The sequence below is a fragment of the Mycolicibacterium vulneris genome, from assembly GCF_002104765.1.
Taxonomy (GTDB): domain Bacteria; phylum Actinomycetota; class Actinomycetes; order Mycobacteriales; family Mycobacteriaceae; genus Mycobacterium; species Mycobacterium vulneris.
This window is the reverse complement of record NZ_NCXM01000009.1, coordinates 20,086-34,433: the sequence shown is the minus strand read 5'-3', so window position 1 is coordinate 34,433 and position 14,348 is coordinate 20,086. Positions and strand designations below refer to the sequence as shown.

The 14,348-nt window shown below is 66.9% G+C and carries 13 protein-coding genes; 8 read left to right on the top strand and 5 right to left on the bottom strand.

Annotation, left to right across the window (positions count from 1 at the left end):
- Position 1: 1 nt before the first annotated feature.
- The gene (locus B8W69_RS30920; RefSeq protein WP_181447364.1) at positions 2-592 is read left to right on the top strand and encodes a hypothetical protein; all 591 of its coding nucleotides are present in this window, start codon (positions 2-4) and stop codon (positions 590-592) included.
- A gap of 20 nt (positions 593-612) precedes the next feature.
- Here the strand turns inward: B8W69_RS30920 and pcrA are convergent, their stop codons facing one another.
- Positions 613-3,024 (bottom strand): DNA helicase PcrA, encoded by a 2,412-nt coding sequence (gene pcrA / locus B8W69_RS10455; protein WP_085289759.1) that lies wholly within the window; start codon positions 3,022-3,024, stop codon positions 613-615.
- Positions 3,025-3,415: 391 nt separating this feature from the next.
- On the opposite strand from pcrA, the gene B8W69_RS10450 reads away from it, so the two are divergent.
- Together B8W69_RS10450 and pgi are read left to right on the top strand one after the other, a co-directional pair.
- Positions 3,416-3,736 carry a chorismate mutase gene (locus tag B8W69_RS10450; RefSeq protein ID WP_085289758.1) on the top strand — a complete coding sequence of 107 codons (321 nt, stop codon included), beginning with the start codon at positions 3,416-3,418 and terminating at the stop codon, positions 3,734-3,736.
- A gap of 76 nt (positions 3,737-3,812) precedes the next feature.
- Entirely contained in the window at positions 3,813-5,477 is a 1,665-nt protein-coding gene (pgi, locus tag B8W69_RS10445) for a glucose-6-phosphate isomerase (RefSeq protein WP_085289757.1), read from the top strand.
- Position 5,478: 1 nt separating this feature from the next.
- Here the strand turns inward: pgi and B8W69_RS10440 are convergent, their stop codons facing one another.
- The 3 genes from B8W69_RS10440 to cobF are packed head-to-tail and all read right to left on the bottom strand — an operon-like array spanning position 5,479 to position 7,885.
- Positions 5,479-6,228, bottom strand: a complete 750-nt coding sequence (locus tag B8W69_RS10440; protein WP_085289756.1) for an SDR family oxidoreductase — start codon at positions 6,226-6,228, stop codon at positions 5,479-5,481.
- 42 nt (positions 6,229-6,270) lie between these two features.
- On the bottom strand, positions 6,271-7,134 hold the full coding sequence (locus B8W69_RS31790; protein ID WP_085289755.1) for an Fpg/Nei family DNA glycosylase: 864 nt from the start codon (positions 7,132-7,134) through the stop codon (positions 6,271-6,273).
- A 4-nt stretch (positions 7,135-7,138) separates the two neighbouring features.
- Positions 7,139-7,885, bottom strand: a complete 747-nt coding sequence (gene cobF, locus B8W69_RS10430) for a precorrin-6A synthase (deacetylating) (RefSeq protein WP_085289754.1) — start codon at positions 7,883-7,885, stop codon at positions 7,139-7,141.
- A gap of 125 nt (positions 7,886-8,010) precedes the next feature.
- Here cobF and B8W69_RS10425 point away from each other — a divergent pair, with 125 nt between their 5' ends.
- From B8W69_RS10425 to B8W69_RS10410, 4 genes are all read left to right on the top strand, one after another.
- Positions 8,011-8,916: an AurF N-oxygenase family protein gene (locus B8W69_RS10425; RefSeq protein ID WP_085289753.1), complete on the top strand. Its 906-nt coding sequence runs from the start codon at positions 8,011-8,013 to the stop codon at positions 8,914-8,916.
- Between the two features lie 245 nt (positions 8,917-9,161).
- Entirely contained in the window at positions 9,162-10,148 is a 987-nt protein-coding gene (locus tag B8W69_RS10420; RefSeq protein ID WP_245843196.1) for a DUF4873 domain-containing protein, read from the top strand.
- A 396-nt stretch (positions 10,149-10,544) separates the two neighbouring features.
- Positions 10,545-11,288 carry an STAS domain-containing protein gene (locus B8W69_RS10415; RefSeq protein WP_085289751.1) on the top strand — a complete coding sequence of 248 codons (744 nt, stop codon included), beginning with the start codon at positions 10,545-10,547 and terminating at the stop codon, positions 11,286-11,288.
- A gap of 115 nt (positions 11,289-11,403) precedes the next feature.
- Positions 11,404-12,270 carry an LLM class flavin-dependent oxidoreductase gene (locus tag B8W69_RS10410; RefSeq protein WP_085289883.1) on the top strand — a complete coding sequence of 289 codons (867 nt, stop codon included), beginning with the start codon at positions 11,404-11,406 and terminating at the stop codon, positions 12,268-12,270.
- A 271-nt stretch (positions 12,271-12,541) separates the two neighbouring features.
- Here B8W69_RS10410 and B8W69_RS10405 read toward each other — a convergent pair whose 3' ends face one another.
- Entirely contained in the window at positions 12,542-13,348 is an 807-nt protein-coding gene (locus tag B8W69_RS10405; protein ID WP_085289750.1) for an enoyl-CoA hydratase/isomerase family protein, read from the bottom strand.
- Between the two features lie 75 nt (positions 13,349-13,423).
- Here B8W69_RS10405 and B8W69_RS10400 point away from each other — a divergent pair, with 75 nt between their 5' ends.
- Entirely contained in the window at positions 13,424-14,341 is a 918-nt protein-coding gene (locus tag B8W69_RS10400; RefSeq protein WP_085289749.1) for a class I SAM-dependent methyltransferase, read from the top strand.
- The last annotated feature ends 7 nt before the right edge of the window (positions 14,342-14,348 follow it).

The window sequence follows — 14,348 nt, the reverse complement described above, 5'->3', positions numbered from 1 at the left end:
GGTGACCGCGCCGAACGACGAAACTTCCGGTCCGCGTCCGCCCGAGCCCACGCTCGAGCACGATTCGCCCTCCGAGTCACGGACACGGATCATCCGGCGCGCGCCCACCGGGCCCATCCCGACCACGCCGGACAGCCCCACCACCCACTTCGCCCCGCAATCGGCGCCCTACCGGGCCGGTTCCCGTGCGGGTCGCACCGGCTATGCCGGGGTGCCGGCCCTTGAGCCCACCGATCGGACGGCCGTCGCCGCGTGCGCGGTGAGCATCGTCAGCGGCTGGGCCACCTCGGTGGTCGCCACCGACCTGATCGCCGGTTGGTGGCGAACCGACCGCCTGTTCTGCATCGCGGTCGCCTTTCTGGCCCTGGTGTTCGCCGGCACCACGGTGTCGGGCGTGATCCTGCTGTTGAAGCGCCGATCGATCAGCCGGTACCTTCTGATGGCCGGCGCGCTGGTCGCGTTCCTCACTTACCTCGGCGTGTTCATCGCCGGCGCCCGCGTCGCGTGGGTCGTCCACCTGCTGCCGATATTGCCGATCGCCACGGTCGTGCTGGTGATGCTGCCGCAGACCAAACGCTGGTTGGACGCCTGACCTTCGCCGAACGCAGCCGCTTAGAGCTTGCTGATCGGGGCGTGGTTGTGCATCAGCTTCACCCGCCCGGCGCTGCCGAAGTCGATCAGCGACATCGCCGATTCGCCGACGCCCGAGACCTCCTCGACCCGGCCCAGCCCGTACTTGTCGTGCGTCACCCGGTCGCCGGCCGCGAGCACCAATAGCGGCCGCTTGCTCATCCCCGAGCGGGTCGGGGCCGCCCGCGGCGTGCCGAACCGGCCGGCGCCGCTTACCGGCGCGCTGAACGACGGGGCCGGCGCCGTGCGCCGCCATTCGATGAGCTCCTGCGGAATCTCTTGCAGGAAGCGCGATTCCGGGTTGAGCATCGGCTGCCCCCAGGAAGACCGGACGATGGCCCTGCTCACGTAGAGCCGTTGCCGCGCCCGAGTGATCCCGACATAGGCCAGCCGCCGCTCCTCGGAGAGTTCGACCGGATCGTCCAGCGACCGCATGTGGGGGAACATTCCGTCCTCCCAGCCGGTCACGAACACCACCGGAAACTCCAGACCCTTGGCGGTGTGCAGGGTCATCAGGGTGACCATGCCGGCCCCGTCCTCGGGGATCTCGTCGCTGTCGGAGACCAGCGAAACCCGCTCCAAGAACTCCGCCAGCACACCGGTGTCCGGCACGTCTTCGTCTTCGGGAGTCTGCAGCGACTCGCCCAACGCCGCGGCGTTGGCCCGGTCGGTGCTGAATTCGTGTGCCACGCTGACGAGTTCGTTGAGGTTGTCCAGACGCGCGAGCTCCTGCGGATCGGTGGAGGATTCGAGTTCCCGGCGATATCCGGTGCGTTCGAGCACCGACTCGACCAGATCTCCGAGATCGTCGTCGAGGCGGCCGCGCAGCTCGTCCAACAACTCGACGAAACCGGCGATCGCCTTCTCCGCGCGCGAATTCAGCATCGGCACTTTGCCTTCGGCCGCGGCCACGAGCGCGTCGGCGAAACTGGCGCCGGTGTTCTCGGCGTACACCGCCACGCACGCCTCGGCACGATCGCCGATGCCCCGGCGCGGGGTGTTGAGGATGCGCCGCATGCTGACCGCGTCCCCGGGGTTGTCCAGCACCCGCAGATAGGCGACGATGTCGCGGATCTCCTTGCGCTCGTAAAAGCGCACTCCCCCAACGACTTTGTAGGGGATTCCGGCGCGGATGAACACCTCTTCAAAGGACCGCGAGGAGTTGTTGGTGCGGTAGAAGACGGCGACGTCGTTGTAGGTGATCTCGCCCTTCTCGGCGAGCGCGTCGATCTCCTCGGCGACGAAACGGGCCTCGTCGTGCTCGTTGTCGGCGACGTAACCGACGATCAGCTCACCGGCACCCTCGGCGGTCCACAGCCGCTTGTCGCGGCGCCCTGAGTTGCGGGCAATCACCGAGTTGGCCGCGGACAGGATGTTCTGCGTCGAGCGGTAATTCTGTTCCAGCAGAATGGTTGTCGCGTCGGGGTAGTCGCGCTCGAAGTCCTCGATGTTGCGGATCGTGGCGCCGCGGAACGCATAGATCGACTGGTCGGCGTCGCCGACAACGCACAATTCCGCGGGCGGCACCTCGTCGGATACCTCGCCACTGCCAGGCTGATTCGGCGGTCCCAGCTTCGGCTCGCCTCCGCCGGCCCCCGGGCCAGCTCCGGCGGGCCTCGCTGAACCGCCGCGGCCGGCCAGTTCGCGCACCAGCACGTACTGCGCGTGGTTGGTGTCCTGGTACTCGTCGACGAGGACGTGCCGGAACCGCCGCCGGTAGTGCTGGGCGATCTCCGGGAAGGCCCGCAGCACCGCCACGGTTTCCCCGATCAGGTCGTCGAAGTCCAGCGCGTTGGCCGCCCGCAACCGACGCTGGTATTCGCCGTAGACACTGGCCACCGTTCGGGACAACTCGTCGGAATCGTCGGTCAGCTTGCCCACCGCCTGCGCGGGGTCGATCAGCTCGTTCTTCAGGTTGGAAATGGCATTGGCCAGCAGCCGGGGCGAGTAGCGCTTGATGTCGAGCCCCATGTCGCGCCCGATCATCTGCAACAGGCGCCGTGAGTCGTCGGCGTCGTAGATGGAGAAGTTGGAGTTGAGACCCTCGATCAGGGAAGCCTGGTTGCGCAGGATGCGCACGCAGGTCGAGTGGAAGGTGGAGACCCACATGGCGCGGGCCCGGTTGCCCACCAGCCGCACCACCCGTTCGCGCATCTCGGCGGCGGCCTTGTTGGTGAAGGTGATGGCCAGCACCTGGCCGACCCCGACCCCGCGTTCCGCGATCAGGTAGGCGATGCGGCGGGTCAACACCGCGGTCTTCCCCGAACCCGCACCCGCGACGATCAGCAGTGGGGAACCCTCATGCACCACCGCTTGGCGCTGTTGCGGATTGAGGCCCTCGAGCAGTTGATCTGCTTCGGAGGCCGGCTTGGCATCTGTTGCGTGCACACTCATGTCAGTCCAAACTTACCGCCGCCCACTGACGCGCAGCGCCCTGGCATCAGACCAGGCTAGTGGGCAGGACGGCCGGGACGGCGTCACTCGGACTACCGGGAATTCGGCGTGTCGGAAGGCAATTTGCGGCCCGGATTCTGCCCGGCGGGGCAATTGCACCCGAGTCCAAAAAGTGCAGCTTAAACATCGTTTTTTGCGCGTTTACCGTTTTTAGTGGCACACTCGATTCGTGCTCAACGTGCAGTGTCGGCGATGCTCCTCGACTCAGGAGTGGCGCCGCCGATTTCCCTACCGGTACCGGTTTGCGGTGCACGTGGCCTAACTGCTTCCGCAGAGCCCCGTGGTCCGCTTTCGGCACTCGGGGCTCGTCTTTTGTGAGGCCCTAAACTGCATGAGACCAGAAACCCCACATCACGACGACGACGCGGAGTCAGCCGACATGGACATCGACACGGTGGCGACCCAAGAGGTCACCGACATAGACGAGTTGCGCCAGGAGATCGACCGGCTCGACGCCGCGATTCTCGCAGCGGTGCAGCGGCGCACCGAGGTGTCACAAGCGATCGGCAGGGCCCGGATGGCGTCCGGCGGAACGCGGCTTGTCCACAGCCGCGAAATGAAGGTCATCGAGCGCTACAGCGAGCTCGGCCCCGAAGGCAAGGACCTGGCGATACTGCTGCTGCGGTTGGGCAGGGGCCGGCTCGGCCACTGACCTCGGCGGTTCATTCGTCGGGCGCAGATTCCCGCTACACCTGGCTCCATCACGTCAGAGCCCATAGGGTCGAAACATGACCTCCGTGCACATCCTCCCCGACATCACCGCCACTCCGGAGTGGGACGCCTTGCGTAGGCATCATGAACAAATCGGCGACACCCATCTGCGGCAGTTCTTCGACGACGATCCCGATCGCGGCCGCGAGCTGACCGTCTCAGTCGGCGACCTCTACATCGATTACAGCAAGCACCGCATCACGCGAGAAACGCTGCGGCTCTTGGTCGATCTGGCGCGGACGGCCAACCTCGAAGAGCGCCGCGACCAGATGTTCGCCGGCGTGCACATCAACACCTCGGAGGATCGCGCGGTACTGCACACCGCGCTGCGACTGCCCCGGGACGCCGAGCTGGTCGTCGACGGCGAAAACGTTGTCCAAGAGGTGCACGAGGTGCTCGACGCCATGGGCGAATTCACCGACCGGTTGCGCAGCGGTGAATGGACGGGGGCCACCGGGAAACGAATCAGCACGGTGGTCAACATCGGCATCGGTGGATCGGACCTCGGCCCGGCGATGGTCTATCAGGCGCTGCGCCACTACGCGAATGCGGGGATCTCGGCGCGGTTCGTCTCCAACGTCGACCCGGCGGATTTGATCGCCACCCTGGCCGACCTAGACCCGGCCACAACACTTTTCATCGTCGCGTCGAAGACGTTCTCGACGCTGGAAACCCTGACGAACGCCACCGCGGCACGCCGGTGGACCACCGATGCCCTCGGCGACGCCGCGGTGTCGCAGCACTTCGTCGCCGTCTCCACCAACAAACGTCTGGTCGACGAATTCGGCATCAACACCGACAACATGTTCGTTTTCTGGGATTGGGTCGGCGGCCGCTACTCGGTGGGTTCGGCGATCGGCCTGTCGGTGATGGCCGTCATCGGCCGAGAAGCCTTCGCGGACTTCCTTTCCGGCTTCCACATCGTCGACAGGCATTTCAAGACCGCACCGCTGGAGTCCAATGCGCCTGTGCTGCTTGGGCTTATCGGCCTGTGGTACTCCAACTTCATGGGCGCGCAATCGCACGCCGTGCTGCCGTACTCCAACGACCTGGCGCGCTTTGCGGCCTACCTGCAACAGCTGACCATGGAGTCCAATGGCAAGTCGACCCGCGCGGACGGCGGCCCGGTCACCACGGACACCGGTGAAATCTTCTGGGGCGAACCGGGAACCAACGGGCAGCACGCGTTCTACCAGTTGTTGCATCAGGGCACCCGGTTGGTGCCCGCCGACTTCATCGGCTTCAGCCAACCCACTGACGACCTGCCCACCGCCGAGGGCGACGGCAGCATGCACGACTTGTTGATGAGCAACTTCTTCGCCCAGACCCAGGTGCTGGCCTTCGGCAAGACTGCCGAAGAGATCGCCGCCGAAGGCACGCCCGCGAACATCGTGCCGCACAAGGTGATGCCCGGTAACCGGCCGTCGACCTCGATCCTGGCCAACCGGATCACCCCCTCGGTCATGGGACAGCTGATCGCGCTGTACGAGCATCAGGTCTTCACGGAGGGCGTGATCTGGGGGATCGACTCGTTCGACCAATGGGGTGTGGAGCTGGGCAAAACCCAGGCCAAGGCGCTGCTTCCGGTGATCACCGCGGACGCTTCACCGGCGCCGCAGTCGGACAGCTCCACCGATGCCCTGGTGCGCCGCTATCGCAGCGAACGCGGACGAACCAGCTGACTCAGGCGAACATCTTGGTCAGCTGAGGCGGCAGCACCCGCATCAACTGCACCAGCGGGGCCCACGGCCACCACGGCACCGCGGCGCGGCCGGGCTCCCGTTCCATCGCCGCGACGAGCGCGTTGACGCCGGTTTCGTTGTCCACCATCAACATTGTGCTGTTGGACTTGGCCGTCATCTCCGATTCGATGTAGCCCGGTTCGATGACCGAAACCTTGACGGGCCCCTTGGCGTATTCGGCGCGCAGCGATTCGCCCAGCGAACTCACCCCGGCCTTGCTCGCCGCATAGGCCGCCTTGACGCCGGGTACGCCCTTGTTGCCGAGTACCGACGAGATCAGCACCAGGTGGCCCGACCCGTTCTTGTTGAACATCTCCAGCGCGGTCTCGATCTGGACCAGCGCCGAGACCAGGTTGGTCTCGATGGTGGCCTTGTTGGCCCACAGCTTGCCGGAGCCCAGTTTCGCGCCCTTGCCGATGCCGGCGTTGACGACGATGCGGTCGATGCCGCCCAGTTCGTCGCTGAGTTCGGCGAACACCTTGGGAACGGCCTCGTGGTCGTTGACGTCCAGCGCGGCGACCGCGATCTGAATGCCCGGATACTTCTGCGAGAGCTCGGCTTTCAGCTCATCGAGCCGGTCGGTGCGACGCGCGCACAGCGCGAGGTCGCGGCCCTTGGCGGCGAAGGCGCGCGCCATGCCGGCGCCCAGGCCCGAGCTGGCGCCGGTAATGAGGATCTTCTGGCGAGTCATCGGGGCAGCATATCGACAAGGTGTCAACTCCCGGTCGGGCGACTACTTCAGCAAACGCGACATCCTCCGGTCGGCCAGGATCTTGCCGCCGGTCTGACACGTCGGGCAGTACTGGAAAGACTTGTCCGCGAACGACACTTCGCGCACGGTGTCCCCGCATACCGGGCAGGGCAGCCCGGTGCGGGCGTGCACCCGCAATCCGGAGCGCTTCTCGCCCTTGAGTGTGGCCGCCCCCTGCCCGACGGACCGGCTCACCGCATCGGTGAGCACCGAGACCATCGCGTCGTGCAGCGTGGCGAGCTGCGCGTCGGACAGCTTGCCGGCGGTGGCGAACGGCGAAATGCGCGCGACGTGCAGGATCTCGTCGCTGTAGGCGTTGCCGATCCCGGCGATCACCTTCTGGTCGGTGATGACCGTCTTGATCCGGCCGGTGTTGCCGGCCAGCACGTTGGCCAGCGCGTCGAGGTCCAGGTCCAGCGCGTCGGGGCCGAGCGCGGCGATCCCGGGGACCCGGGCCGGGTCGTCGACCAGCCACACCGCCAGCCGCTTCTGTGTGCCGGCCTCGGTGAGATCGAAGCCCGGCGCCTCACCGGGGGTGCCCAGGTGCACCCGCAGCGCGATCGGGCCCTTGCCGGGCCGCAGCGGCGCCGCGGCAAGCTTGTCCGACCACCGCAACCAGCCCGCACGCGACAGATGGGTGATCAGGAAAAGGTTGTCCGTGCGCAGCCCCAAATACTTGCCCCACCGCTCGGCCCCGGTCACGGCCTGGCCGTGCAGCGCGCTGATCGGCGGGTCGAAGGTCTTCAGTACGGACAGGGCGGCGATGTCGACCCGCCCGATCGTCAGGCCGGCGGCGTAGCGCCGCAGGTGGTCGGCCAGCGCTTCGATCTCGGGTAGTTCGGGCACGGTTTCAGTGTGCCGGTCGCAGCAAATAGGTGTCCATGATCCAGCCGTGCCGGGCACGGGCTTCGGCTCGCAGCGAAACGATGCGGGGACCCACCTCGCCGATCGTCCCCGCGATGAGCAGTTCGTCGTCGGTACCCAGGTAGGCGCCCCACCAGATTCGCGTGTCGGGCGGGCAGACCTGGAACGAGCATTCGGCGTCGAGCATCACGATTGCGGATCCCGCGGCCGGCCCATGGGTGCGCAGCTGCCGCCCGGTGGTGATCAGAACGGGTTCGCCGACCTCGTTGAGCGGGATGCGGTGCCGGGCGGTCAGCGCCTGCACGGCGGTGATGCCCGGGATGACGTCGAACGTGAAGTCGACCCGTTCGGCCACCGCGTCGAGGATGCGCAGGGTGCTGTCGTAGAGCGACGGGTCACCCCAGGCCAAAAAACCGCCGACGCCGTGCGGACCCAGCTCGGCGGAGATGGCGTCGGCCCAGATCTGCGCGCGGGCGGCGTGCCAATCAGCAACCGCGTCCCGGTAGTCGGCGTCATCGGCCCGCTTGGGATCGGGCAGCTCGACGAACCGGTAGCCCGGCTCACGGATGAAACGGTCGCAGATGTCGCGTCGCAGCGCCACCAGGTCGCTCTTCTGCTCGCCCTTGTCCATCGCGAAGAACACCTGGGTGTCGTTGAGCGCCTCGATCGCCTGCACGGTCACGTAATTGGGGTCGCCGGCACCGATGCCGATGACGTGAATGTGCCGGCCCACTACGCCGCCTCCTGATGCTCGTTGCCCGTCAGATTGCCGAATCGCAACCTCGAGCATCTAGCCGGGACCGCAAGTACCCAGTACCATGGGTACCGTCTGAAGCACCCAATGGAGGGACGCCAGCGATGACTACTCCGGTGAAGCCAGGTGGGCCGAGTCGTGAGGACTTCTCGGACCGATTGCTGAAGGGCTCGGTCAAAAAGTCCTACGAACCCGTTGTCGATATCGACTGGGACGCCCCGCTGGACCCGGACAAGTTCTATCTGCCGCCCCGGCTGGTGTCGCTCTACGGCACGCCGATGTGGGACGAGATGACCCGCGAACAACAGATCGAGCTGTCCCGGCAGGAATTGGTCAACACGCTGTCGGCCGGGATCTGGTTCGAGAACATGCTCAACCAGGCGTTACTGCGCACGATCCTGCACGAGGACCCGACCAGCAGGTCGACCCATTACAAGCTGACCGAACTGGGCGACGAGACCCGCCACATGGTGATGTTCGGTAAGGCGATCGAACGCATCGGCGCCAAACCGGTGCGCCCCAAACTGTTTCACCGGATGATCATCAACTGCCTGCCCCTGGCATTTCAGCGCGGCTCGATGCTCTGGGTGGCCGCCCTGATCGGTGAGGAGATCTTCGACTCGCTGCAGCGACAGATGATGGACGATCCGGAGCTGCAACCAATCATTCAGCGGCTCATGCGGATTCACGTTACCGAGGAGGCGCGCCACATCCAGTTCGCGCGCGACGGTGCCCGCAAGCGCGTGGTCGAGATGCCCCGGTTCAACCGCTGGTTCATGGCCAACATCAACGGCCTGGGCGGCTACTTCTTCAACTACTTGTTCAGCAATCCCGTCCCCTATGCGCGGGCGGGTCTCGACCCCAAGCGGGCCCGCAAGCTCGCGCGCACCAGCCCGCACCGCCGCGACATCCAGGTTGCCGGATTCGCGCCACTGGCGGCGTTTTTGACCGAGGTCGGCCTGATGGGCTCGATCGCACGCCGCGGCTGGAAGCGCAGCAGGTTTCTGTGACGCAGCCGCCGGACCATGCTGAGCGCTGCTGCCACATCGTCGTCGTCGGGGCGGGCGCCTGCGGCAAGAGCGCCCAAACCGCCTTGCTGGCAGCCGGTTTCACCGACCTGGTGAGGCTGGACCGGCCCACCGGAGACGCGCGCTTTGACGATGAGTCCGATACCTGGCTGTTGACCACGGCGGAGGGCGACCAAATCCGGGCCGATGTCGTCGTCGCCGCCCACCATCCGGTCCAGCGGCCCTGGCTGCCCGGCATCCCCGGACGCGACGAGTTCGGTGGAGTGGCGTTTCACGCCGCGGCGTGGGATCCCGGATTCGATCCGTCCGGAAAGCAGATCGCGGTAATAGGCACCGACTCCGCGGCCGCCCACCTCCTCAGGCCGTTGACTCAGGCGGCGGCATCGGTCACCGTGTTCGCCCACGCACCGCGTCGCGTCGTGGCCGACATCCCGGCGTGGTCCACCCGGGCCACACGCTGGCTGCGCCGCCGCACGCCGGCCTCGCGCCCGCGGGTCGCCATCGCCGGGTCCGCGATCGAGGCGGTGACGGCATCGGGCGTGCGCACCGCCGACGGAGCCGTCCACCGCGTCGACGCCATCATCTTCGGCACCGGCTACTTCATCCCCGAGGACGTCGCCGACCAGACCCTGGTCGGCTCGGCAGGGCTGACCATCCGGCAGGCCTGGCACGACGGCATGGAGCCGTTCTGCGGGGTGGCGATTCGCGGGTTCCCCAATTACTTCTTCGTCACCGGTCCCGATCCGGACGCGCAGGCGCGTTACGTCGCCGCGTGCCTGAAAGTCATGGGGCGCACGGCCAGTGGCCGCATCGAGTTGCGCGCCAGCAGCCAGCGGGTGTTCAACGAGCGCGCCCAGCTGCGGCCGGCCGAGCCGCCCTCGGTGGCATCCGCCTTCGATCTGTCGGCCAGCGCGCCCGCCGGTGAAGACACGTACGACGGCGACGCCACGCTGGAAATCGCCGGTGCCCACCACTCGGTGCGGGTCCGGCTGACCGGTCATCTGGACCCGATCGACGGCCGCTACCACTGGCAGGGAACGGTGTTTGGTTCTCCGTCGGGACCCCTGGCCGGCGACGTCCTCAAGCAATCACGGACAGGCACGCTCACGGTCGGGGAGCGCAGCGCGCCGGCACGCATCGTCGAACAGACACCGTGGGGGACGCACTCGGTCGCCGGAGTGGGCGCTCCCCCCTACGCGCTGAGCAACCACTGAGCCCGATGGGCGCTCCGCCGCGCGCCGTGGCTGACGCGCGGCGCGATGGCTGATGCCTTTGCGCTGGTTAACCACCCGTTGGTCTGGCATACCGAAAAGTTTGGCGATGGTCACCGCGTGGTAACCCCGTTGGAAGCGCGTGCTGGGCATTTGACTCCATAGCGCGTCGGGGTGGGGTCGACTCCCGACGGGTGTGGGAGGGGGGCGCATGGTGCTTTCGTTGCGGGCTTGCGGCATGGATTTACGGGAATCCCAATCGCAGCCTGCGATTTCCGGCTCTATTGAGGCCGCTGGTTCGCGAAGTAGACTTTTGCAGCCGAGAGCGGATACTCAAGCAGTCGGCCCGGCATGATGCGAGGAGGGGGAAATGGAACCGGACGCCAGGACCGAGCTGGGATGAGCCCGGTGGCCGTTGCGATGCGGACGGATGACTCGGTTGCCGTTCTTACCGTCGACGGCGAGCTTGATGCCGTCAACTCGACCGCACTTCGCGAACGCATCCTCAAAGCCACGCTGGACGATGCCGCAGCCGTGATCGTCAACGTCTCCGGGCTCAAGGTGCGCACCGAATCGGCATGGGCGACCTTCGTGGGCGCATACTGGCAGCTCGGCAGCTCCCCCCACATTCCGATCGTGCTGGTCTGCACCAACCGGGCGGTCCGCGATGTGATCACCAATAGCGGCGTCACCCACTTCATGCCGGTCTATGCGAGCGAGAAGGCCGCGCTGAAGACGCTCAGCCAGAACAGCCGCCGCCCGGTGCGGCGCGCCGATGTGCAACTGCCCGCCGACCTGACCAGCCTGCGGGAGTCCCGGCGCCTGGTCCGCGAATGGCTCACGACCTGGTCGCAGTCCAAGCTCATTCCGGTGGCGCTGGTGGTGGTCAACGTGTTCGTGGAGAACGTGCTGGAACACACCGCCAGCGTTCCGGCGGTGCGCATCGAGGCGCAGGGCGCCACGGCGACCATCGCGGTGTCGGATGCGAGCAACACGCCCGCGGTACGACTGCCGTCGCCGAAGAAGGGCATCGACGTGTCCGGACTGGCGATCGTCGACGCGCTGTCCCGAGCATGGGGCAGCACGCCCACCTCGTCCGGGAAGACGGTGTGGGCGGTCATCGGCCCCGAGAACCAGCTCTAGCCCAAAAACCTGCCCTGGTCGGCGGCCCGGGTGTCGCCACCCCGATTTGCCGGTTGTGCTGAAACTAGAACACGTTCTAATGTCGACTGACGACCCCTTCAGGAAGGCAGATGACGTGCGGTTTACCTACGCAGAGGCGATGACGGACTTTAGGTACTACATCCCGCTGGCCAAGGCAGCCGAGGCGGCAGGCTACGACGCCATGACGATCGCCGACAGCATCGCCTACCCCTTCGAATCCGATTCGAAGTACCCCTACACCCCGGACGGCAACCGCGAATTCCTGGACGGTAAGGAGTTCATCGAAACCTTCGTGCTCACTTCGGCTTTGGGCGCGGTGACTACGAGGCTGCGGTTCAACTTCTTCGTGCTCAAGCTGCCCATCCGGCCACCGGCGTTGGTGGCCAAGCAGATCGGGTCGCTGGCCGCGATGACCGACAACCGGGTGGGCTTCGGCGTCGGCACCAGCCCGTGGCCCGAGGACTACGAGTTGTTGGGTGTCCCGTTCGCCAGGCGCGGCAAGCGGATGGACGAATGCATCGAGATCATCCAGGGCCTCACCACCGGCGACTACTTCGAATTCCACGGCGAGTTCTACGACATCCCCAAGACCAAGATGACCCCGGCGCCCACCAAACCCGTCCCAATTCTGATCGGCGGGCACGCCGACGCGGCGCTGCGGCGCGCGGCGCGCCTGGACGGCTGGATGCACGGCGGCGGCGACCCCGAGGAACTCGACCACCTGCTGGCCAAGCTCAAGAAGTTCCGCGAAGAAGCCGGCAAGACCGGGCCGTTCGAGATCCACGTGATCTCGGCCGACGCCTACACCGCCGACGGCATCAAACGGCTCGAGGACAAGGGCGTCACCGACGTCATCGTCGGCTTCCGCATTCCCTACATCAAGGGCAAGGACACCGAGCCGTTGGACAGCAAGATCCGCAACCTGGAGATGTTCGCCGAGAACGTGATCGCGAAGCTTTAGCGGCGGTCGCAAGCGCGGCCGCAGCCGGGCGCAGCGGGCCGCCGCCATCAGCTTTAGCGGCGGTCGCAAGCGCGGCCGCAGCCGGGCGCAGCGGGCCGCCGCCATCAGCTTTAGCGGCGGTCGCAAGCGCGGCCGCAGCCGGGCGCAGCGGGCCGCCGCCATCAGCTTTAGCGGCGGTCGCAAGCGCGGCCGCAGCCGGGCGCAGCGGGCCGCCGCCATCAGCTTTAGCGGCGGTCGCAAGCGCGGCCGCAGCCGGGCGCAAGCAGAAGCGTTACAGCACATCCCATTTCGGGGCGCGCTTTTCCCGGTGCGCCAGCGCGGCCTCGACCGGGTTGTTCGTGAAGCCGCTGAGGATCTGGGTGCGGTTCTCGATCTCGATGGCATGGCGCAGGCTCGGCGCGTCCAGTGCGGCGTTGAGGCCAATCTTGGTCTGCCACACGCCGTATGCGTTGTTCTCGGCGATCGAGCGGGCCAGCTTGAGCGCGGCCGGCATCAGCTCATCGGCGGCGACGACCTCGTGCACCAGCTTGATGCGGTAGGCCTCCGCCGCGTCGATGATGCGACCGGTGAGCATGAGTTCGCGCGCCACTCCGGCGCCGACGATCTTGGGCAGCAGGTAGCTGGTGCCCATGTCCATCGACGAGAACCCCGCCTTGATGAACACCGAACCGAACCGCGCGTGCTCGGAGGCGACCCGGATATCGCAGACCAACGAGAACGCCAGCCCACCGCCGACGGCGACCCCATTCACCGCGCCGATCACCGGAATGTCCATCTCGTAGATCCGGGTGTACAGGTTGGCCAGCCGGACCTGGGCGTCGTAGTTGACCTTGAACGCCGGGGTGGTCGGCTTGTGCTGAGTCCAGGGCTGGCCGGTGCCGCTCAGATCGGCGCCGGCGCAGAATCCGCGTCCGGCACCGGTCAGGATCGCCACCCGATACTCACCGTTGTCCAGCACGTCGAGGGCCTCGTGGACGCCGTCGATCAACGAGCCATCGATGGCGTTGAGGCGCTCCGGCCGGTTCAGGGTAATGCGGGCGATGTTGTCTTCGGGACGATCCAGTGTCACTGCAGGCATAGGGGAACCGTAGGCCACATCGCTCTTTACCGAGGAGGCATACCGTGGTTCTGCCACCACATCGAAGGAGCAGCCATGGCACGAACCGAAGGCGACACCTGGGACCTGGCCAACAGCGTGGGCGCCACCGCCACCATGGTGGCCGCGGCCCGGGCGGCGGCCACCAGACGCCCGCAGCCGGTCATCACCGACGAGTTCGCCGAGCCGCTGGTACGCGCCGTCGGGCTGGACGTATTCACCAGGCTGGCGGCCGGCGAACTCGATTCGGTGGACCTGGAAACGGGTGTCGGATTCTCGCGCATGGTGGACACATTCGCGGCCCGGGCCCGGTTTTACGATGACTATTTCGCCGCGGCCGGGCAGGCCGGGTTGCGCCAGGTGGTGATCGTGGCATCGGGTCTGGACTCGCGGGCCTACCGGCTGCGATGGCCGGCCGGGACGACGGTGTACGAGATCGATCAGCCGGAGGTGATCGCGTTCAAGACGGCGACGCTGGCCGAGATCGGCGCCGCCCCGACCGCCGAACTCCGCACCGTGGGTATCGATTTGCGTGAGGACTGGCCGGCGGCGTTGCAAGCGGCGGGCTTTGACCCGGATCAGCCGACGACCTGGCTCGCCGAGGGAGTGCTGATCGGATTCCTTCCGCCCGACGCCGAAGTTCGGTTGCTGAACGCCATCATTCCGTTGTCCAGCGAAGGCAGCCGGTTCGCCGGCGACTTCGGGACCGTCGCCCCGACGACGCCAGAGGGGCAGGAACAGGCCCGGCTCATGACCGAGGGGTGGCGACGGCAGGGCCTCGATTTGGACATCGCGGGCTTGGCCTACCCGGGCGAGCACACCGACGTCGCCGCGCACCTGGCGGCAAACGGGTGGGATACCACCACATTTCGGCTCACGGATCTGTTCTCCGCCGCGGGCTTACCGGAACTGGGCCCCGCCGAGCATCAGGTTCCCGCAGCCACGATCAGCTTCGTCAGGGCGGTGCGCCACTAGCCGGCGC